Consider the following 20,830-nt stretch of genomic DNA (forward strand, 5'->3'; position numbering starts at 1 on the left):
CAGCCGGAAAGCATGGTCCCAACGATCAGGCACCGCACCCCAAGGGTGGGCGGACATTAATCGGAACGGTGGGCGGGATCAGCTCGGAATCCCGGGCGGGAATTCCTCGGAATGGTGGGCGCGATCACCTCGGAATCCGCAAGCTTTTGGCGCATTGGTCCAATATTTTGTCGCCCCGTCGATCTAGCCAGCGCGTGCGACCCAGGAGAGCTCGCCTTCAAACGAGGGCGGTTTTCCATATCTTGCGCCCGTCGGCCTGGTTCCGGCGGGCGCTTTTTCAGATCGCTCCGTTATGGGGATCACCGGCGACTGCGATGTTTGCCGTCACGCTTGCCGAGGAGCGAGACCCTTGGGCTCGGCGCCCGGAATGCTGGCTTCCATGTCCTTGTTCTCGGGGAAGATAGGCCAAAGAAGTTGCTGGCCGAGCGTCGCCGGAGGAAGATTCTCGACACCATAGCTCTGCGGATACGTCCGCGTGATCTTCGCGGTGCCGAACAGCACGTCCCAGAAGAAGAGCAGGTTTCCGAAGTTGCCTTTATAGTGGACCGCAGGATCGTCGAGATGACGGCCGTGGTGCGCGTGATGGGTGGCGGGCGTGCTGATCGTCCGTTCGACGAGCCACATGATCGGCGAGAGAGCCTTGATGCGATACAGCTGGCGATCCCATGCGACGTCGCTGTGCGCGCCGATGATCACAGCCATCTTCACGACGAGGTAGCCGGCGTAGAACCAGCCGAGACCGAGATAGACGAGCACGCCGGCAAACCAGATGCTTGGCATCAGGGCATAATAGATGATGTTGTTACGGTAGACGAGGCGCATGCTCATGTAGCGCGCATTGTGGTGCGCGCGATGAAGGTTGTAGAGCCAGGCATAGCTGTGGCTCGCCCGGTGCCACCAATATTGCATCATGTCCTCGAAAACGAGAAACAGCGCGAGCGCCGCGACGAACGGCAGGTGGGTTAACACGCCTTCATATTGCGGAAAGAAACGTTGCCCTGCCGCCCCGACGATCAAGAGGATCGTCGGCTGCGTGATGGCCAGCAGGACGAACGTGCTGACCGCTTCCAGGATGCCGTCATCGCGCGTCTGTTCGGCCTTCGAGAACAGCCTTGTCGATGCAAGTTCGAGGAGGCCGAAGGCCAGATAGATACCAAGGACGATGAGACTCGATTGTGCGGTTGTCAGGTGCATGGCCGTCTCCCGGTTGGCATGCGATCCTTTGCCGCTTGCCATCAGCCGCCCAATGCCACAGCAATGCATCCCGGAATGCAAAGAAGTTATCATTTTGCGATGGCCGAACGATCCAGGCTTTCCGCGCAAGAACTCGCGCAGCTCAGGGCGCGCGTGCGCGTACAGACATTTGAAGCGGGGCAGTTCGTGCAGCATCAGGGCGATCCGGGCGACGCCTTCTGGGCAGTCGTCGATGGCCATGTCGCGATTGGCCGCTTCAGCGAGGACGGGAGCTTCACGCATTTCGCCACCCTCGGTGCGGGCGACCTGTTCGGTGAGTTGGCGTTCTTCACTGGGGTACCGCGACAAGTCGATGCGATAGCGGACCGAGGGGCGCGTTTGATCGCGATCGACCGCGCCATGCTACGACAGTTGATGGCCGCCGATGTCGGATGGGCTGAACTGCTCCTTCGCAGCCTTTCCCGGCAGCTTGCGGGTGCCCTCGATATCATAGACGCCGAGCGCCGGTTGAGCGCGACTGAACGACTGGCGGAGCTTCTCGTGACGATGGCACGCGATAGCGAGGGTCGCGACGCCGTATACGGAACACAGCAGCAGCTTGCCGATCTGCTTGGTGTGTCGCGCGTGACGGTGGGAGCTGCGCTCGGCGAACTAGCGAAGCGCGGTCTCGTCGAGCGGCGGTACCGCGAGGTTCGCCTTTGCGGCCAGCTTGCCTTTCAGGCAGCCGGAGAGGAGGCTGGCTGAGCGTGGCACATTGGCCCGCATAGGCTATCGGAGCCGGTGAGACGGGAGAACCGCGCCGTCAAAGCGTCCCCGCTGGAAGGACTGAACCCACGACGCCTGTGGCCGCCCTCGATTCCGCTTGTGTGGGACGCTTCGGGCGCCGCTCGCCTGCAATCAGGCGTGGTTCTCGGGTTGCTTTTCTGTTGTTATGCCGCCCATTGATCCTCTGATGCGGCGCTTCGTGAGGCCGAGTGCCGGATGACTGCTTTGGCACACAACGACGCGATGCTCGATCCCACCTTTCGGCTTGCCTTCGGATCGGGTCGCCGTCAGGCAAGGCCTCATGTCAAACCTCTCTCAGTCCCTTTCGCTTCGCAGCCGCTCAGTCAGGCGCTGGTGGCTCCGCGACGTCGTCGGTAGCGTCGATCATGGCGAAGTCGTTGCGCGGGTCCGCGCCGAGGGCGGCTGGAACGGACATTATGCCTTCATGACGCTCATGTCGGGCGGCATCGCCATTCTCGGCCTGCTGCTGTCCTCCCCGGCGGTCGTCATCGGCGCCATGCTGATTTCGCCGCTGATGGGGCCGATCGTTGCACTCGGGTTCGCGCTCGCGACCTTCGATTCAGAAGAAATCTACCGCTCGCTCGTGGCGCTTGGTCTCGGCATCGTGCTGGCGGTCGGGTTCAGTGTCCTGATCGTGCTCGTCTCGCCGCTGCAAACGGTCACCGCGGAAATCGCTGCGCGAACAAGGCCCAATCTCTTCGACCTTCTCGTCGCGCTCTTCTCGGGGCTCGCGGGCGCCTATTCGATGGTACGGGGGCGGCACGGCGCGATCGTCGGGGTCGCAATCGCCACCGCGCTTATGCCGCCGCTCGCCACGATCGGCTTCGGGATCGCCACCGCGAACGGAACGGTTTTCGCGGGTGCGGGTCTCCTGTTCCTCACCAACCTCATGGTGATTGCCCTCGCTTCCGCGATCATGGCGCGTCTCTATGGTTTCGGCCACACCCTCTCGCCCGAACAGACACGTCTTCAGGCGACGCTAATAGCCATTACTTTCCTCGGTCTCGGCATTCCGCTCGGTCTTGCGCTCAAGCAGATCGCCTGGGAGGCGGTGGCCTCGCGGCAGGCAAGCGAAACCATCAAGAACCAGTTCGGCGACGACGCCCGTATTGCCGACCTCCAGATCAATTTTGCGGCCCAGCCTGTTGTGGTGACGGCGACCGTGCTGACGCCGCGCGTGGTGGCGGACGCCGAACGGAACGCGGGGAAAAGACTGATCGCGGCGCTCGGGCAGCCTGTCCGGCTCGAGATCGATCAACTCCGCGTGGGGAGCGGGGACGCCGACAAGAGCCAGGTATCGGCGGCGCGCAACGCGTCGGTAAACCTGGCGCCCGCGCGCCTTGCCGAAAAGCTGGCGCTCGCTGGGGGCGTGGGGATAGAGGATGTCCTCATCGATGCGGACCATCGCCGCGCCGTCGTGCGCGCGGCACCCCTCGGCAGCGCCGACCTTGCAAGTTTTCGCGAACTCGAAACGCGCATTGCGGCCAGCGAGCCGAACTGGAAGGTCGAGATCGTCCCGCCGCTGCTCGCGTTGCCCCCTATCAGTTTCGATCGCGAGGGCGAGCTCGATGCAGCCGGCGCCGAGGCGGCGGCCGTTGCGGGCTGGGCTGCCAGGCGCCTCGGACTGCCGGTCACCTTGAGCGGCGGGACACCCGCTCTACGCGAGACGACCGCAAAGGCGCTTGGCTTGCCCGATGAAAGCGTGACGATGCGATCGGGTGGCGCCGCGCTAACGATCGAGTGGAGCGCGCCTTCAGCTCCCTGAAGGGGTGAGGGGAGGCAGAGAGGCGGGTAGCGGTGGCGCGCCGACGACGTCTTGTGTGTCGGTGTTGATCGACGGCTTGTCCTGACTATAAGAGCCGCTGGCGTGTGCTGCGTGCGCCCGGGCTTGCCCTCAATACGGAGACTGGTTCGACCTTTTTCCCGTGAGGAGCGCAGCGCATGACTGCTTCGACACCCCGGCCCGCGACGGGCTTTGTTTCGGCCCTACGCAAATTTCTCGAGAGCGCGGCGGCGGGCGGCATCGTGTTGATGGTCGCGGCCGCGCTTGCCATGCTGGTTGCGAACTCGCCCCTCGCATCCGCCTATTTCGGGGCGCTCCACGCCTATGTCGGCGGCCTCTCGCTCCTTCACTGGATCAACGACGGGCTGATGGCGATCTTCTTTCTGTACGTCGGTCTCGAGATCAAGCGCGAACTGGTCGATGGCCGGCTCGCAAGCTGGGATCAGCGCCGCCTGCCGGTGCTCGCCGCCGCAGCGGGCATGGCCGTGCCCGCCGCCATCTATCTGCTGGTGGCAGGGGGTGAGCCAATATTAAGGAATGGTTGGGCTATCCCGGCCGCCACCGACATCGCCTTTGCAATCGGTGTGCTCGCACTGCTCGGCGAGCGCGCCCCGACCTCGCTCAAGCTCTTCCTCGTCACCGTCGCGATCGTCGACGACATGGGTGCGGTCGCGATCATCGCCTTTTTCTATACATCGCAGATCGACGTCGTCGCTTTGCTTGCCGCGACCGCAATCCTCGGGATCATGTTCGCGCTCAATCGCCGCGGCGTCAGGTCGCTGGCGCTTTATCTGATCTTCTTCGGCCTGCTCTGGTTTGCCGTCTTGCAGTCGGGGATTCACGCGACCATTGCCGGCGTGCTCGCCGCCTTCGCAATCCCGATCGTGAAAACGCCCGGGCATCCCGACGCGGAAGACTCGCCGCTGCATCGGCTGGAACATGCGCTCGATTTCCCCGTCTCTTATCTGATCGTACCGATCTTCGGTTTTGCCAATGCAGGTGTTGCGCTTTCGGGCATTACATTCGGCGACCTTCTCGCGCCCGTTCCCCTCGGCATCGCGGCCGGCTTGTTCGTCGGCAAGCAGCTGGGAATTTTCGCCGCGATCTGGCTTGCGGTTCGGACGGGCTTCGCCGCCAAACCCGGGGGGGCGACATGGCTCCAGATCTATGCGGTCGCGGTCATCTGCGGTATCGGCTTCACGATGAGCCTGTTCATCGGCGGCCTGGCCTTTGCCGACCCGTTGCTCGTCGAAGAGGCCAAGCTGGGTACGCTCGCAGGGTCGCTCGCCGCTGCGCTGGCGGGCTTCCTGCTGCTCCGATTCGCGCCGCTCGCCGGAGACAGCGCGATGCGGGAGGACGCGCTTGCGCGCGAAATCGATTCAGGTGTCGGCTCGCATGAAGCGTGAGCGCAGTGGCACAGTCGCATGCGCTCGCTCCTCCAGACTTGGCAACTAACGGCCTTCCGCGGGAAGCGGGCTAATCGTCGTTGCGCGACCGCAAAATGACGATCGCGGTGCAAATGAGCATAATCCCGGCCGCTGCAAGGCCGATTGTGATCAACGGGCTATGCATGGTTCCCATCGTCGCCAGTTCTTCGTTCGATGTCAAATCGCCGGCTTGTCAGCCTGATCCGAACTGCGCGCTGAGCACCGCGGCCGCGACCAGGATGACGATCAGTACCAGCGGCGCGCCGACGCGGGCATAGTCGGTGAAACGGTAGCCACCGGGCCCCATCACCAGCAGATTATTCTGGTGTCCGATGGGAGTCAGGAAGTCGGACGACGCCCCGATCAGCACAGCAAGGAGCGCGGCGTTTGGATTGACGTCGAGCAACCGCGCCGCCTCAATCGCGAGCGGCCCCATGACGATCGCCGTCGCGATATTGTTGAGGAAGATCGAGAGCAGCATCGTCGCCGTGCAGAGAGCGGCGAGCACGATGAACAGCGGTGCGCCTGCGAGGCTGCTGCCGAGCCACTGCGCTGCGATGGCCGCGGCGCCGCTCTCGTCGAAACTCTGTCCCACGGGAATCATGGCCGCCAAAAGAACGAGCACCGACCAGTCGATCGAGCGATACACATCTTCCGCGGGTAGCAGTCGCAGGCTGGCAAGAAGGACTGCGGCGCCGACGAAGGCCAAGGCAGGGGACAGCGAGAAGAACACGATTGCGGCAATCGCGCCTGCAAAAATGGCGGCGACGATCGCCGCGCGCAGGCGGTTTACGGGAGGGCGGTCGAGCCGGTTGACCTCGAGAAGGCGGCTCGCGGAAATCAGGGAAGCGAGCGCTTCGGGCTCGCCGTGCAGGAACAACTGGTCGCCGGCATGGATTCGCATCTGCACGAGCGGTCGCCGCGCGCGCGATGCGCGGGGTCCGGCGGCCAGAACTTCGACGGCTTCGGCGCTACGCGTTCGCACCTCGTCATAACCGCGGTCGATGAGCGGCGATCCATGTGCAACGACGACTCTCGCGATCGCGCTGCCGGCAGCGCCCCGGGCGGTGTGGGCGAGGTCGGTTGCACCGGCGAGCGCCCAGGGGTCGGTCCGCGCCAGCACGAGAAGACGATCGCCGCGTTCGCCGGGCGTATCGGGATCGATACGCTGGGCGCCCCGGAAATTGGCGAGAAGGCGAGCGCCTGCCGCGCGCAGCATGGCACGGCGGTCGCTCGCGCTCGCGCCCGAACGGGCTGCCTCCATTTCGAAGACATACCAGAGCGGACGGGTGCGATCCTCGCTGTTCCGCCGGTGCGGAAGGAAGCGCCACCCGAGCAGCGCCAGATAGGCAAGGCCCGCGAGCGCGACAGCAGTTCCGACCGGTGACATCGCAAAGAAGCCTAAAGGAGCGCCAAGCTGATCGTCGCGGATCGAGGACAGAATGAGGTTCGCGGGCGTGCCGATGAGTGTCGTCATGCCCCCGAGGATTGTCGCGAAGGCGAGCGGCATGAGCGTGGCGCCCGGAGGGAGATGCGCATCGCGCGCAATGGCGGCCGCCACGGGCATCGTGATCACGAGAGCCGCGATATTGTTCATGAAGGCGGAAAGCAGGGCGGCGACCGCCAAGAGCGCAACGAGACGCGGGACGAAGCCCGGGATGCGCTCGGCAATCAGACGGGCAACCGACGACGCCAGCCCCGAGACTTCGATCGCGCGGCCCACGACAAGAACGCCCGCCACCGCAAGTACGGCGGGGTCGGAAAATCCACGAAAAGCCTGCTCCGGGGAGACCAGTCCCGTGACGAGGCAGGCCAGAAGGGCAAGCAAAGCGACCAGATCGTGGCGAACGCGCTCGGAGGCAAACAGGATGAGCGTCGCGGCGAGAATGAGGGCGCTCAGCGCTGCTTGCGTCATCTTCGTATCGTGCTCGCCCGATAGCCGTCCGGGAAACTATCCTATGTCGGATGGCAGCGTCCTGCCAACGGATATTGTCGTCAGCCCGATTGAAAATGGTGACGAAACGCCTCTGAAATGCGCTTCGTCCCGGCCGGTGCACGGGCTGCCCCGCCCTCCGGTGGCGCCTTGCGTCCGGCTGTGGGACGGTGGCGCTTCCCAAAACAGCAGGAGAAACGAAGCGATGCAGAATCGCGCGACATTCGCAATTTTATCCAGTCTTTTCATGAGTGCAGCGCCGCATGCCGCGCTTGCTCAGTCCCCTGCGGCGGTGGCCGCGCCCGACCTGTCTCCTGGCGTCATGGTCTATGACCCGGCTGGCGGCGAGGTCGGTAAGATCGAGAGCCGCTCGGGCGATACCATAGTTATCGGCCTCGACGGTGGCCCGATCGCTCTTCCCGCTTCCTCTTTCGGTCTCGTCGACAAGCGTGTCGCGATCGGCGTGACTCGCGCCGACCTGGTCGCCGCGCGCGACAATGCAGCAGCGGCGCGCAGCGAAAAACTCGAAGCCGCGCTCGTCCAGGGCGCCGAGGTTCGGGGCGCGAACGGACAGGTGGCTCTTGCCAAGGTCAAAACCATAGCGGCGGACGGGGTTGTGATTTCGACCGCGTCGGGCGACATCAAGATCGCGCGCAGTGCCTTCTTCCTCGCACCGGGCGGTCTGGCGATGAACTATTCACCCGAGCAGTTCGCCGCGCTGCTCGCCAAGATCGACAAGACGTCTGCCGACCGCGAGGCGGCGCTCGCCGCGGCGCTGCAGCCTGGCGCCGAGGTCCATAGCCTCAAGGGACTGGCGATACTCGGGACAGTTGTTTCGGTGGGCAGTGAGGCGGTGGTCGTCAAGGCGTCGAGCGGCGAGGTCAGCGTTCCCCGAAGCGCGTTCACGATCACGCCGGCTGGCCTGTCGGCCGCCTATACCGCCGAGCAGTTCGCTGCTGCCGTCGGTTCGGCGAGCTGACCTGGATCAGCGAGCGCCCGCACGGGCGCTCGCGTCCTTCGGTTGATCGGCGATCAGCTTTTCGCTGCGCGTCAATCTCCCGCTACGAATCCCAGTCTATTTGCCAAGCGTGGCAATCGGGGTCGGAAATATGAATCCGGTATCCGCCCGCTTGCGACTGTCTTGCCGATTGGACGATCCAGCCGCCCGCCGCGAGCAGACGCTCGCCGAGCGCCTCGACTTCGCCGCGTGACCCAGCCGCAATAGCAAGGGCGCAGGGGCCGGGTCGCTCGATGGCGAACCGCCCCAACTCGGCCTCGAACGCCACCTGCTGCCACGTTTCGAGCAGCAGGCCGCCGCCCATGTCGTAGCAAATGCGTTCGCCGTTTTCGGAATCGACGCTCCAGCCAAATCCTTTGGTATAGAAGCGCCGCGAGCGTGCGAGGTTTTCGACGCCGAGGCGAATGGCGGCTATCTTCGACTGCATGCGTCCTTACTCGCTCCCGCTGCGATCGATCGCGCCCGTGTCTAGCAGCGGGGCAGCGTCATTGTCGGCACCGAGGATGGCGGCGAGGCGCTCGGCGCCCGCGAAGATCATGGCCTGCTCCCAGGGGGCAAGCATGGTGAAGCGGTGCAGGAAGATTTCCTGCAGCATATCGGGCGCCTCGGCTGCCGTGCGCGAGCCGTCGGGCGTGATCGCGAGCAGGAACTGCCGCTTGTCGGTCTCGCTTCGTGTGCGGGTAACGAGGCCGAGTTCCTCAAGTCTGTCGACCACCGCAGTGATCGTCGCATGGCTGAATTGCAAATGCTGGGCGACGGTGCCCGGGGTCACCCCGCGGTGGGCGCCGATCTCGCGCAGGACAAGCAGCTGCGACGGGGTCAGACCGGTCGCGCTCGCAAGCCGCCTGGTTCCGGCGTCGGTCGCGCGGAGAATCCGGCGCAGCGCGCGCAAGGTTCCGGTCGCGATTTCCTGTTCCATGATTGCGTCTGCCGATCCGTATCGCGCGGGCGTTCGTGCCCGCAATGTCTGCCTGCCGCGCGCATGATATTTCGTCAACTGAAATAAAGTTTCGGCGAACGGGTTGAAAAATGCGACGCTTATGCTAGATAGACCAGCGAATACAGCGACTCGATCCGGGTCGCATCAGCCATATATTTCAGGAGATGAAAGATTCTGGACCGCCAGAACGACGAAGCCTTCCCTATTTCCGATCAGACACAAGGGGCGAGGACGGAACCGGCAATCCGGTTCCGTCCTCCGGTTGCTGCCGACGGTCCCGCTGTCACTGCGCTGATCGCGGCCTGTCCGCCGCTCGACCGCAACTCGCGCTATTGCAATCTTATCCAATGTTCGCATTTTGCCGATCATTGCGTCGTGGCCGAAAGGGCAGGGCGCATTGTCGGCTGGGTCTCGGGCCACCGTCCCCCGTCGGGGCCCGAGACCTTCTTCGTCTGGCAGGTCGCGGTCTCGCCCGAAGGGCGAGGCCAGGGCCTCGCGGGCCGGATGATCGACGCGCTGCTGGCGCGTCCCGCCCAAGAGGGCGTTTCGCATCTCATCACGACCGTGACGGACGATAATAGCGCGTCCTGGGCGCTCTTCCGCAAGCTTGCCCGCCAACATGACGCGGCGCTCGATCGCAGCGTGATGTTCGAGCGCGAAGCCCATTTCGCGGGCGTCCATCCCACCGAGTTTCTGGCCCGCATCGGGCCGCTCAAGACGATTTCTGCCGACTAAAGGGGAATATCATGTTGACCAAGCTCAAGCCGTCCGGATCGATTCCGGACCGGAGCCTCTATGAGCGCCGCGAATCCGCGGTTCGCAGCTATGCCCGTTCGATGCCGCGCCAGTTCGGCAAGGCCGAGGGCGTCTGGATGCACGACGACCAGGGCGGTCGCTATCTCGACTTTCTGTCGGGATGCTCGACCCTCAACTATGGCCATAATCATCCGATCCTGAAGCAGGCGCTGCTCGACTATATCGCCGCCGACGGCATCGCGCACGGGCTCGACCTGCACACCGAGGCCAAGGCTGATTTCCTGACCGCCTTCGAGGAGTTGATCCTCCAGCCCCGCGGTCTCGACTATCGCGCGATGTTTACCGGGCCGACCGGCACCAACGCCGTCGAAGCGGCGATCAAGCTGGCGCGCAAGGTCACGGGTCGCGAGCTGGTGATCGCCTTCACCAACGGCTTTCATGGCATGACGCTCGGAGCCCTCGCCTGCACTGGCAATTCGGCGAAGCGAAGCGGTGCCGGCGTACCGCTCGCGCATGTCGCGCACGAGCCTTATGACGGCTATTTCGGCCCCGACGTCGATACAGCGGCGCTGCTCGCCCAGCGGCTGGCGGATCCGTCGAGCGGGCTCGATGCGCCGGCCGCCATCCTGGTCGAGACTGTGCAGGGCGAAGGCGGTCTCAACGCCGCCTCGCCCAAGTGGCTGCGCGACATCGCCGCGATTGCGCAAGCGCATGGTGCGCTGCTGATCGTGGACGACATTCAGGCCGGCTGCGGGCGCACCGGCGGCTTCTTCAGTTTCGATGGCCTCGGTTTCACGCCCGACATCGTCACGCTTGCCAAGTCGCTTTCGGGCATGGGGCTGCCGTTCGCGCTCACCCTACTGCGCCCCGAGCTCGATCAATGGGCGCCGGGCGAGCATAATGGCACCTTCCGCGGCAACAATCATGCCTTTGTGACCGCGACCGCCGCACTTCGCCATTTCTGGAGCGACAACGCCTTCGAGCATGACGTTCTCCGCCGCGCCGGCCTTCTCGAACAGCGGCTGGCGCGCATCGCCGCGCGGCACGGTTTCGAGATGCGCGGCCGCGGAATGATGCGCGGTATCAGCGTCGGCTCGGGCGAACTCGCCGCCACCATCACGCGCGCTTGCTTCGACGCGGGCCTGATCATCGAAACCAGCGGACCGCATGATGAGGTGATCAAGGTGCTTGCGCCGCTCGTCATCGACGATGCCGCGCTCGCCGCGGGGCTCGACGTACTCGAGGATAAATGCCGTGACGCGATGGCGGCCGATCTCGCCGTCGCAGCCGAATAGACACAAGGAGACAAAGAATGATTCTTCGCAATCTCGTCGACGTCCGGGCCTCGGACAAGAATGTTCGCTCGAAGGGCTGGGCCAGCGCGCGCATGCTCCTCAGGGACGACGGAATGGGATTTTCCTTCCACATCACGACCCTGCACGCGAAGGCCGAGCTCGAAATGCAATATCGCAATCACCTCGAGGCCGTGTTCGTCCTCAAGGGCAAGGGCACGATCGAGGATCTTGCGACCGGCGAGGTCCACAAGCTGCAACCCGGCATGCTCTACGCGCTCGACCAGCATGATCATCATATCCTCCGCCCCGAAACCGACATGCTGACCGCGTGCGTCTTCAATCCGCCCGTCACGGGGCAGGAAGTCCATGACGAGAGCGGCGCCTATCCGGCCGAAGCCGACATGGCGCGCGAGCCCGCGCCCGCCGAATAGGAATGAGGAAAGGGAGACCCCCGATGCACGATCTCTACCCCTCGCGTCACGCGGCCACCCCCGAGATGCTCGAGCGGCACGATGCCGTCGTTCATGGCCAGTGGACCGGTAGCGCACCGATCAGCGAGCTCCAGGCGGCGCAATTCGAGCGCGACGGCTATATCATTCTCGAAGATCTCTTCTCGGACGAGGAGGTCGCCTTTCTTCAGCGTGCCGCCGGCACGCTGCTCGCGGATCCCGCCGATCTCGACGCGGAAACCATCGTTACCGAGCCACGTGGCGACGAAATCCGGTCCATCTTCGAAATCCACCGGCAAAGCGCGGTGATGGCCCGCCTAGCGGCCGATGCGCGGCTCGCCGATGTCGCGCGCTTCCTGCTCGGTGACGAAGTCTACATCCACCAGTCGCGGCTCAACTATAAGCCCGGCTTCAGGGGTAAGGAATTCTACTGGCACAGCGATTTCGAGACCTGGCATGTCGAGGACGGGATGCCGCGCATGCGCGCGCTGTCGATGTCCGTGCTTCTGGCGGAGAACACGCCGCACAATGGCCCGCTGATGCTGATCCCGGGATCGCACCGCACCTATCTCACCTGCGTCGGAGAGACGCCGGACGATCATTATCTGAGCTCGCTGAAGCGCCAGGAATATGGCGTCCCCGACGAGCACAGCCTCGCCGAACTCGCACATTGGCATGGCATCGTCTCGCCGACGGGCAAGCCGGGAACGGTGATCCTGTTCGATTGCAACCTGATGCACGGATCGAACGGCAACATCACACCCTTTCCGCGGACCAACGCCTTTCTGGTGTACAATGCGGTGAGCAACCGTCTCGGAAAGCCGTTCGGCGTCGACAAGCCCCGACCGTGGTTCCTCGCCGATCGCGGCGAGCCTGCGCCGCTAGCCGTTGAAAGCGGCCCGCTGATCGAGGCGGCTCCGGCATGAAAGGCCATAGCGTCGAAAAAATCGGCGGCACCTCGATGGCCGCCACCGAAATCCTGTTCGACAACGTTCTCGTTGCCGGTCGTTCGGGCGCCGATCTCTATGATCGCATCTTCGTCGTCTCGGCCTATGCCGGCATGACCAACCTGCTGCTCGAGAACAAGAAGACCGGCGAGCCCGGCGTTTACAGCCGCTTTGTCGCCGACGAGGACGCGGACGGGTGGCGCGAAGCGATGAAGGCCGTGTCCGGGGCGATGCTCGCGCGTAACGCCGCGATGTTCGAGCGCGGCGCGAGCCGCACGAAGGCCGACGCGTTCGTCGAACTTCGCATCGCCGCGATCACGGCCTGTCTGGATGACCTGGCGCGGCTGCGCAGCCACGGCCGCTTCTGCGTGAAGGAGCAGCTGATGACGGTGCGCGAGCTGCTGGCGGGGCTGGGGGAGGCGCACAGCGCGCACAGCACGGCCCTGCTCCTTCGCGACCGCCGCGTCAACGCGCTGTTCGTCGATCTGACCCTCTGGGACCAGGGCGATCTGCGCAGCCTTGACGAGCGGATCGAGGCGGCCTTCGCCGATATCGACCTTGCGACGACGCTGCCGATCGTGACCGGCTATGCCGGCTGCGAGGGCGGCATGGTCCGGCGCTACGCGCGGGGCTATACCGAGATGACCTTTTCGCGCCTCGCCGTGATTACCGGCGCGCGTGAGGCGATCATCCACAAGGAGTTCCACCTGTCGAGTGCCGACCCGCGGCTGGTCGGCGAGGACAAGGCGCGCAAGATCGGGCGCACCAATTATGATGTCGCCGACCAGCTTGCCAACCTCGGCATGGAAGCAATTCATCCCGGCGCGGGGCGCGGACTCCGCCAGTCGGATATCCCGCTGCGTGTGCGCAACACCTTCGATCGCGAGGATGGCGGCACGCTCGTTACCGCCGATTATGTCACCGACGTCCCCCGCGTCGAGATCGTCACCGGCATTGCCCAGATGCAGGCTCTGCAATTTTTCGAGCAGGATATGGTGGGGGTGAAAGGCTATGACGCCGCTATCCTGGAGGCGCTGACCCGCCATCGGCTCTGGATCGTCAGCAAGTCGTCGAACGCCAATACGATTACCCATTATCTGTCGGCCAGCCCCGACAAGGTGAAATCTGTCATCGCGGACCTGCAGCAGCAATATCCCGACGCGTCGATTTCGTCGCAGCCGGTGGCGATGGTCTCGGCGATCGGCAGCGACATATCGCGCCCCGGCCTCGTTCCCGACGCGCTCCGCGCGCTCGAAGAGGCAGGCATCGCGATGGTTGCGCTCCAGCACCAGATTCGCAACGTCGATATCCAGTTCATCATCGAAAGCCGCGATTTCGACGCGGCGATCTGTGCCCTGCACAAGGCCCTAGTCGAAGAAAATGATGACATCGGAGCGGGCGCTGCGGAGGGCCGGCGCGCCGCCTGACGCGGCGCGCCGGTTATCGCTCCATGCTCGCAGTCGTTCGGCCCGTTCGCAGCCTGCTGGCGGCCATTTTCATCTTGATGGCCGGAAGCGGCTTCCTCGCGACACTCATCGGGCTCCGGCTCGAGCGCGCAGGCAGCGCGACAATCGTTATCGGGCTCGTCGCGACCGCCTATTTCGCTGGGTTGACCATCGGCGCGCTGCGTGCCGGACGCATTGTTTGCCGCGTTGGCCATATTCGCGCCTTCGCGGCGTTCGTCGCGCTGCTTTCGGCCAGTACGCTGACCTATGGCCTGATCCAGCATCCCTCGCTGTGGGCGGCGTTGCGGCTGGTCGACGGTTTTTGCGTCGCCGGCGTCTTCATCTGTATCGAAAGCTGGCTTGGCGACCGCGCCGGGTCCGAAACCCGCGGCTCGATCCTCGCCGCCTACATGATCGCGCTCTATTCAGGGCAGGCCCTTGGCCAGATGCTGCTCTCGACCGGCGAAATTGGCCCCGCCATACCCTTTCAGCTGGCGTCGATCCTCATCACGCTCGCGATCCTGCCCGTTTGCCTGACGCACGGTACGGCGCCCGCGCCCGGCGAGGGGCGCTCGCTGTCGTTCGGCCGACTTTTCGAGGCCTCGCCGCTCGGCGCCGCCGGTGCCGCGTTTACCGGCCTCATTCTTGGCGGCTTCTATGGCCTTGCCGCAATTTTTGCGCGCCGTGTCGGGCTCGATCTCGCCGCAACCGCCAATTTCATGGCGACGGTGATTCTCGGAGGCGTCGCGCTGCAATGGCCGCTCGGAAGATTGTCCGACCGGCTCGATCGGAGGCGTGTGATCATCGCGTCCTTCGCCGCGACCGCCCTTGTCAGTTTCGTGCTGGCGGCCGAACCGGCAGGGGCGATGCTTCTGGCATCGGCGGCAGCCTTTGGCGGCCTGAGTTTCGCGCTGTATCCGCTCTGCGTCGCGCATGTGAACGACCGGTTGCTCGCAACCGAGCGGGTGTCGGCAAGCGGGCAGCTGGTGCTGCTCTACTCGGGCGGCGCGGTGCTCGGACCCCTGCTTGCCGCCGGGTTCATGGGTGCCGCGGGCGCGGGCGGCCTCTTTCTCTTTTCCGCCGCTTGCGCGGCGCTGATGCTGATCTTCAGTGTCTGGCGTCTCCTCGCCGCCGCTCCGGTACCCGCCGAAGCGCAAGGCGAATTCCAGACCTTTCCTCGCACCACGCCGATGGCGGGTCTCCTCGATCCCAAGGTCGAGGAGCCCGAACTTGCGGGTGCGACCATTCCTTCCTCGACAGGTGAACGATGACCCCGACCGATCCCATGCCAGCTCCCACACACCCGGCGCCCGTCCTGCAGCCGTCCCCGCTGCAACGCGCGATCGGAGCCTCGGCGCTTGGCAATGCCGTCGAATGGTTCGACTATGGCATTTACGCCTATGGCGTCACCTATATCTCGGCGGCGCTCTTCCCCGACATGGAAGAGGCTGTGCTGTTCGCGCTCGCGACCTTTGCAATCTCCTTCCTCGTGCGTCCGCTCGGCGGCCTCTTCTGGGGTCCGCTCGGCGATCGTATCGGGCGCAAGTCTGTGCTCGCAATGACGATCCTCCTGATAGCCGGTGCGACATTCGCGGTCGGCCTCATCCCTTCCTACGATAGTATCGGGCTCTGGGCGCCGGCAATTCTCGTGCTGCTGCGCATGATCCAGGGTTTCTCGACCGGCGGCGAATATGGCGGCGCGGCGACCTTCATGGCCGAATATGCGCCCGACGCGCGGCGCGGCTTCTATGGCAGCTTTCTCGAATTCGGGACGCTGGCGGGCTTCTCGTTCGGGGCAGTGCTGATGCTCGGCTATTCGCTGCACCTCGGTGAAGAAGCGATGCGCGAATGGGGCTGGCGCATCCCGTTCCTCGTCGCGGGACCGATCGGTCTTGTCGGCATGTATCTGCGTTCGAAGATGGAGGATACGCCGGTCTTTCTGGAAGCGCAGCGGGCGGCCGAAGATCGGCCGGGGGCGCGTCTCGGACGACTCGCGCGCCATCACTGGCGGCCGCTGATCGTCGTCGGCGGGCTGGTCGTCGCGCTGAACGTCGTCAACTATACGCTGCTCAGTTACATGCCGACCTATCTGCAGCGCCGTATAGGTCTGACGCATGAGCAGGCGTTGCTTGTTCCGATCATTGGAATGGTTTTCATGATGCTTTTCGTCCCCTTTGCGGGTGCGCTGTCCGATCGTATCGGCAGGCGACCGATGTGGCGCTTCTCGCTTGTCGGACTGCTCGTCGGCGCGGTGCCGCTCTATATGCTGATCGGGACGGGGTTCACTGGCGCGGTGATAGGCTTCATGGCCCTGGGGCTGCTCTATGTTCCGCAACTTGCCACGATCTCGGCGACTTTCCCTGCGTTGTTCCCTACCGCCGTCCGCTTTGCGGGTTTTGCGATCGCCTATAACATTTCGACCTCGATCTTCGGCGGCACCGCCCCGATGGTCGGCAGCGCACTGATCAGCCTTACCGGCAATATGCTGATGCCCGCCTTCTATATGATGGCAGCCTGCTTGGTCGGGCTGATCGCGCTCCATTTCATGCCGGAAACGGCAGGGAAATCCCTGCACGAAGATCCCTTCGCGCCGCCGCCTCGCACGGCCGACGCTCAATTGCGCGCGACGGGCTCGGGCGGAACGAACGTCCAGACGATATCCTCCGCCCCGACCGAGGGACGATGATCGGTCGAGAAGATCGCCATCTCGCCCGAGGGACGGACGACAAGCAGGCTGTCGCCGCCGTTTTCCTTCATCCGTGCGACGAACTGCTCGTAGGGAAATTTGTCGGTGATACGGGTCCGCCCGAAGGTCCACCCCGATTGCAATCGGTCGAGCAATTCCTCGATGGGCGTGCCCGCGAGGGTGAAGATGCGGCCGCGCCGTTTCGTCGATGCGCGGCTTTCGCCGGCGGCGCGGCTGACGCGGTTATGTCCGATCTCGGGCGCGAGTTCGGTGCAGACCAGCGCATTGTAGCTGTCGTTGTCGGTTGCCGCGATCAGCTGCTGATATTGCCCCATGTCGACGACATCGTCGTGCGCTTCATCGAGAATGTCGCCCTCATAGACGGGAATGTCGGCGCGCCGGGCGCTCCGAAGCGCGAACTTGCTCGGGTCGGCGATCAGGACCTCCTTGCCCTGTGTCTTGATGAATTCGGCGAATGCGACCGTCCAGCTGTTCGCGCCGACGAGAAGCAGGCCATCGCCTTTGCCACGGTCGAGACCAAGCCAGCGCGCGAAATGACCAGCGGTGAAGCCGTGCGCAAAAATGGTGGCGATGACGACGCCGAACCCCAGCGGGACCAGCGCGTTGGCGCCGGCGACGCCATAGTCGGACAGGCGGAGCGCGAAGAGGCCCGTAACCGCGACCGCGACGATACCGCGGGGCGCAATCCATGCGACGAACAGCCGCTCGCGAAACGGGATACGAGTCGGCAGCAGCGCCAGCATGATCGTCAAGGGCCGGACCGCGAAGAGGAGCAGAATCAGGAAGGCCAGGAAGCGGAATTCGAAATTGCTCACCACCTCCCAGTCGAGCGTCGCCGAGAGCAGGATGAAGACGCCGGACACGAGGATCACGGTCAGATCCTCCTTGAACCGCAACAACGCCCGGCTCGAATAGGTCTCGCGGTTCGCCATCACGACGCCCATCACGGTCACGGTGATGAGGCCCGTCTCGTGCATCACCAGATCCGAAAGCACGAACATCCCGATCACGGTCGTGAGCAGCACCGGCGCCTTCAGATATTCGGGCACCAATCCGCGCGGGAAGGCCCAGGTGAGTGCCAGCCCGGCAAGCGTGCCCAAGACGATCGCGAGCGTGCTCGCGGCCACGACATCGACAATGACCGAGGCGCTGTTCGCCTCGCCGCCGCCGTGCGTGATATAGCTGTATACGCCAACCGCGAGCAGCGCGCCGATCGGGTCGTTCACGATCGCTTCCCACTTGAGCATATGCTTGACGCGCGGCGCGATATTGAGCGAGCGGAGCAGCGGGATAATCACGGTCGGCCCGGTCACGACCATGACGCCGCCGAACAGCGCGGCAAGTTCCCAGGACAGGCCCGCGGCATAATGGGCCGCGAGGGTGCCGAGCGCCCAGCCGATCGGTACACCGAGGAATACCAGCATAAACACGGCGATGCCTGCATGCTTGAGCTCGCGAAACTTGAGACTGAGGCCGCCTTCGAACAGGATCACCGCGACCGCCAGTTTGACGACCGGCTCGCGAAGCGCCCCGAAATCCTTCTCGGGATCGAGGATGCCGAGGACGGGCCCGGCAATGATTCCCGCTATCAGCATCAACGCGATGGCAGGCCGTCCGGTGCGCCACGCGATCCATTGCGCGCCGATACCGAGAACGCCGATCAGCGCGATTTTGACGAGCAAAGAGTCGATGACGAACATTCGGCCTTCTTATTGCCGATTGCCTGCGGGGAAAGGTGAATAATGTGCTCCGCAATTTGAGGAGGAAGGGCCCGAAAAGGCTTGCCCCCGGACCGCGAGGTCGTTCATGGACCGCTCGCCGCTCCGGAAACGTCTGGAAATCTTGTTCAATGGCGGGATGCCGACCTTGAAGCCGCGCAAATATCTTGAAGCCCTGAAGCGGTCAGCATCCGCGCTCGACCTCCAGGTGAATCTCGCCAAGCGTCGCCTCGCGACATTTTCCGGGGCCATTCTGCTCGGGCTGGTCGCCATCGGCTTTGCTTGGGCGGGCGACCGCGCTCAACATGTCTTTCGCAGTTTTCAGCTTCGCTTCGAATATGCGCCGTTGATCCTGACGCCGCTTGGCTTTGCCTTCGCCGCGGCGGTAGCCCGGCGGTGGGCGCCGGCCGCGAAAGGTTCAGGCATTCCGCAGGTCATGGCGGCCGGCCGCCGCCCGGAGCTTGCAGGCGCATTGCTCTCGTTGCCGACGGCGTTGATCAAGCTCGTCCTCACGACCTTGCTATTGCTTGTTGGCGCATCGGTGGGCCGTGAAGGCCCCACCGTCCAGGTCAGCGCGGCGATCATGGTTGCCTTTCACCGCTTCCTTCGCGTTCCCCTGACCTCCGGCGTGTTGATTGCGGGCGGAGCGGCGGGAGTGGCGGCGGCATTCAACACGCCTCTCGCTGGCGTGGCGTTCGCGATCGAAGAGCTTGCGGCGGCGTTCGAGCAGCGGGTGGCGGTTCTCGTCATGGGCGCGGTGGTCGTTGCCGGCCTCGTCAGCCTCGCGCTGGCCGGTGACTATGTCTATTTTGGTGCGATGAGACAGACGCTCGGCTTATCGGGAATGCTTCTTGTGCCGCCGGTAGCGGGGATTGCTGGCGGCGCAGTCGGCGGTCTCTTCTCGCGCACGATCCTCGCCTTTGCCAGAGGCAATGGGCGGTTCGCTACCGCTGCGCGGAGCCACCCGGTGCGTGCCGCATTTTTGTCCGGCATCGTCGTCGCGAGTCTTGGCGTGGCCTCCGGTGGATTGACCTGGGGCACGGGCTACGAGACGACCAGGCTGCTGATCGAGGGCTATGGCGAGGCGCCCATCTGGTTCGGTCCCGCCAAGCTCGCAGCGACAGCCGCCACCGCGATCTCAGGCGTGCCGGGCGGGATATTCGCGCCGTCGCTGTCAGTTGGAGCGGGGTTCGGTGAGCTTCTCTCGCGCTGCTTTCCTTCCTATCCAGCCGGCGCAATCGTCCTGCTTGGCATGGTCGGCTATTTCGTCGGGGTCGTGCGCGCACCGCTCACGGCGGTGATCATTTTGATGGAGGCCACGGCGAGCCGCGGCATGATCGTGCCCCTGTTTCTCACCGCGATCATTGCGGATGCGGTGAGCAAGTTCGTCTGTCACGACAAGCTCTATCATGGGCTAGCCGGACTGTTTGACGAGAAGCCCGCGATCGCTGGTCAGTCCAAGTGACGGAGGCCGATCCTGGTATGGCCACAGTGGTTTCGGGCACGATGCTCCCATGATCTTGCACCGCGAAGCCTCGCAACTGGGCCTAACGCGCACTCCTGTGCTGGAAGCGTGGCACCATTTCTGCTTTGCGGGTTATCAAGATGGCAATTATCTGAACTGGGGAAGACTTCGTGTCCTCAATCACAATATTCTAGCGCCGAACACGGCTCTGTCTCCCAGCTTTCATTCAGGGACCGAGGTACTGTTCATTGTCCAGGAAGGCTCGATCGTGATCGAGAAGGACGACGGCAAAACATTGGCCGTAGCAGCGAATGAAATTGCTTCGATTGCAACGGGGCTGGGCACCGAATTCGGTATTAGATCAGCGGCGGGTGGGCCTGCGCGATATTCCGTTCTCTGGCTCCTGTCCGACGACGCGGACTATCGCCCGAATTACCGAGGCGTGGTTGGCGACCTGTCGCGCGGCGATTGGTGCGCCACCGACGATTTCGAGGGTGGCCATAACCTTCGTTGGAGCGTGCCTGCGAGTGTCAGGCTACTGCAACTGGAAAGCGCTCCCTTCTCGCTCTCTGGAAATGGCAGCAAAAGCTATCTCGCAGTTTTACGCGGCGGAATTTCGGTGGGCGAAATGCGGGTCGACCAGCGGGACGCGCTGATGATGGATGCGGAACCGGTTCTGACGGGCTTTGCGCACGACGACACTCGATTGCTGATTTGCGACGGCGGACCCGCATGAGATTCCGGGTAACGCATGTCGGTCCGGATTGAGTGAGCAGTGGCCATGGCCAAGGCTGGATCGCGTTTGAGCTTCTACTGGCGAGCGATCTCCATTTTTGCTTCAGTGCCGAGGGCAAGCAATCGCGCAATCTCGTCGGACGTTCGCTGCACGGCAAGCTTTAGCGCCTCGTCGATGTGGACATAGTCTTGGGTTACATTCTGCGAGGCATGACCCAGCATTGCCCGGATC

18 protein-coding genes and 1 pseudogene are annotated in these 20,830 nt (G+C 64.1%); 13 read left to right on the forward strand and 6 right to left on the reverse strand.

Going from position 1 to position 20,830, the window contains the following annotated elements:
* Positions 1 to 324: 324 nt before the first annotated feature.
* Entirely contained in the window at positions 325 to 1,194 is an 870-nt protein-coding gene (locus tag JNM03_RS11910; protein WP_294036835.1) for a sterol desaturase family protein, read from the reverse strand.
* Positions 1,195 to 1,293: 99 nt separating this feature from the next.
* Here JNM03_RS11910 and JNM03_RS11915 point away from each other — a divergent pair, with 99 nt between their 5' ends.
* The 3 genes from JNM03_RS11915 to nhaA all read left to right on the forward strand — a co-directional run bounded on the left by JNM03_RS11915 (position 1,294) and on the right by nhaA (position 5,169).
* Positions 1,294 to 1,938 (forward strand): Crp/Fnr family transcriptional regulator, encoded by a 645-nt coding sequence (locus JNM03_RS11915; protein WP_294036836.1) that lies wholly within the window; start codon positions 1,294 to 1,296, stop codon positions 1,936 to 1,938.
* A 322-nt stretch (positions 1,939 to 2,260) separates the two neighbouring features.
* A complete protein-coding gene (locus tag JNM03_RS11920) occupies positions 2,261 to 3,745 on the forward strand; it encodes a DUF389 domain-containing protein (protein ID WP_294036838.1) in 1,485 nt (494 codons plus the stop codon).
* Positions 3,746 to 3,921: 176 nt separating this feature from the next.
* On the forward strand, positions 3,922 to 5,169 hold the full coding sequence (nhaA, locus tag JNM03_RS11925) for a Na+/H+ antiporter NhaA (protein WP_294036840.1): 1,248 nt from the start codon (positions 3,922 to 3,924) through the stop codon (positions 5,167 to 5,169).
* A gap of 214 nt (positions 5,170 to 5,383) precedes the next feature.
* Here nhaA and JNM03_RS11930 read toward each other — a convergent pair whose 3' ends face one another.
* Positions 5,384 to 7,105, reverse strand: a complete 1,722-nt coding sequence (locus JNM03_RS11930) for an SLC13 family permease (protein WP_294036841.1) — start codon at positions 7,103 to 7,105, stop codon at positions 5,384 to 5,386.
* 265 nt (positions 7,106 to 7,370) lie between these two features.
* On the opposite strand from JNM03_RS11930, the gene JNM03_RS11935 reads away from it, so the two are divergent.
* Complete coding sequence (locus JNM03_RS11935) at positions 7,371 to 8,102, forward strand: hypothetical protein (RefSeq protein WP_294036843.1); 732 nt, start codon at positions 7,371 to 7,373, stop codon at positions 8,100 to 8,102.
* An 82-nt stretch (positions 8,103 to 8,184) separates the two neighbouring features.
* On the opposite strand, the gene JNM03_RS11940 is transcribed toward JNM03_RS11935, so the two are convergent.
* Both JNM03_RS11940 and JNM03_RS11945 read right to left on the reverse strand, forming a co-directional pair.
* A complete protein-coding gene (locus JNM03_RS11940; protein WP_294036845.1) occupies positions 8,185 to 8,568 on the reverse strand; it encodes a VOC family protein in 384 nt (127 codons plus the stop codon).
* A gap of 6 nt (positions 8,569 to 8,574) precedes the next feature.
* On the reverse strand, positions 8,575 to 9,060 hold the full coding sequence (locus JNM03_RS11945) for a MarR family winged helix-turn-helix transcriptional regulator (RefSeq protein ID WP_294036847.1): 486 nt from the start codon (positions 9,058 to 9,060) through the stop codon (positions 8,575 to 8,577).
* Between the two features lie 264 nt (positions 9,061 to 9,324).
* Here JNM03_RS11945 and ectA point away from each other — a divergent pair, with 264 nt between their 5' ends.
* From ectA to JNM03_RS11980, 7 genes are read left to right on the forward strand one after another with little or no spacing between them, the layout of a single operon-like run.
* Positions 9,325 to 9,816, forward strand: a complete 492-nt coding sequence (ectA, locus tag JNM03_RS11950; protein ID WP_294036861.1) for a diaminobutyrate acetyltransferase — start codon at positions 9,325 to 9,327, stop codon at positions 9,814 to 9,816.
* A gap of 11 nt (positions 9,817 to 9,827) precedes the next feature.
* The gene (gene ectB, locus JNM03_RS11955) at positions 9,828 to 11,132 is read left to right on the forward strand and encodes a diaminobutyrate--2-oxoglutarate transaminase (RefSeq protein ID WP_294036848.1); all 1,305 of its coding nucleotides are present in this window, start codon (positions 9,828 to 9,830) and stop codon (positions 11,130 to 11,132) included.
* 17 nt (positions 11,133 to 11,149) lie between these two features.
* Positions 11,150 to 11,563, forward strand: coding sequence for an ectoine synthase (locus JNM03_RS11960; protein ID WP_294036850.1), 414 nt, complete (start codon positions 11,150 to 11,152; stop codon positions 11,561 to 11,563).
* A gap of 23 nt (positions 11,564 to 11,586) precedes the next feature.
* Positions 11,587 to 12,507, forward strand: a complete 921-nt coding sequence (thpD, locus tag JNM03_RS11965; protein ID WP_294036852.1) for an ectoine hydroxylase — start codon at positions 11,587 to 11,589, stop codon at positions 12,505 to 12,507.
* Positions 12,504 to 13,955 (forward strand): aspartate kinase, encoded by a 1,452-nt coding sequence (locus tag JNM03_RS11970; protein WP_294036853.1) that lies wholly within the window; start codon positions 12,504 to 12,506, stop codon positions 13,953 to 13,955. The genes thpD and JNM03_RS11970 overlap by 4 nt, the downstream gene beginning before the upstream one ends.
* A 23-nt stretch (positions 13,956 to 13,978) precedes the next feature.
* The gene (locus tag JNM03_RS11975; protein ID WP_294036854.1) at positions 13,979 to 15,244 is read left to right on the forward strand and encodes an MFS transporter; all 1,266 of its coding nucleotides are present in this window, start codon (positions 13,979 to 13,981) and stop codon (positions 15,242 to 15,244) included.
* A 14-nt stretch (positions 15,245 to 15,258) separates the two neighbouring features.
* The gene (locus JNM03_RS11980; RefSeq protein ID WP_294036863.1) at positions 15,259 to 16,659 is read left to right on the forward strand and encodes an MFS transporter; all 1,401 of its coding nucleotides are present in this window, start codon (positions 15,259 to 15,261) and stop codon (positions 16,657 to 16,659) included.
* On the opposite strand, the gene JNM03_RS11985 is transcribed toward JNM03_RS11980, so the two are convergent.
* Positions 16,587 to 18,380 carry a sodium:proton antiporter gene (locus JNM03_RS11985; protein WP_294036856.1) on the reverse strand — a complete coding sequence of 598 codons (1,794 nt, stop codon included), beginning with the start codon at positions 18,378 to 18,380 and terminating at the stop codon, positions 16,587 to 16,589. The two genes, JNM03_RS11980 and JNM03_RS11985, sit on opposite strands and share 73 nt — an antisense overlap.
* Positions 18,381 to 18,486: 106 nt before the next feature.
* On the opposite strand from JNM03_RS11985, the gene JNM03_RS11990 reads away from it, so the two are divergent.
* On the forward strand, positions 18,487 to 19,863 hold the full coding sequence (locus JNM03_RS11990; RefSeq protein ID WP_294036858.1) for a chloride channel protein: 1,377 nt from the start codon (positions 18,487 to 18,489) through the stop codon (positions 19,861 to 19,863).
* Between the two features lie 49 nt (positions 19,864 to 19,912).
* Positions 19,913 to 20,599: a hypothetical protein gene (locus JNM03_RS11995; protein WP_294036859.1), complete on the forward strand. Its 687-nt coding sequence runs from the start codon at positions 19,913 to 19,915 to the stop codon at positions 20,597 to 20,599.
* A 74-nt stretch (positions 20,600 to 20,673) separates the two neighbouring features.
* Here the strand turns inward: JNM03_RS11995 and JNM03_RS12000 are convergent.
* Positions 20,674 to 20,830, reverse strand: a pseudogene (locus JNM03_RS12000) (integrase); the annotation flags it as partial.

It is taken from the genome of Sphingopyxis sp. (assembly GCF_016793825.1).
Classification (GTDB): Bacteria; Pseudomonadota; Alphaproteobacteria; order Sphingomonadales; family Sphingomonadaceae; genus Sphingopyxis.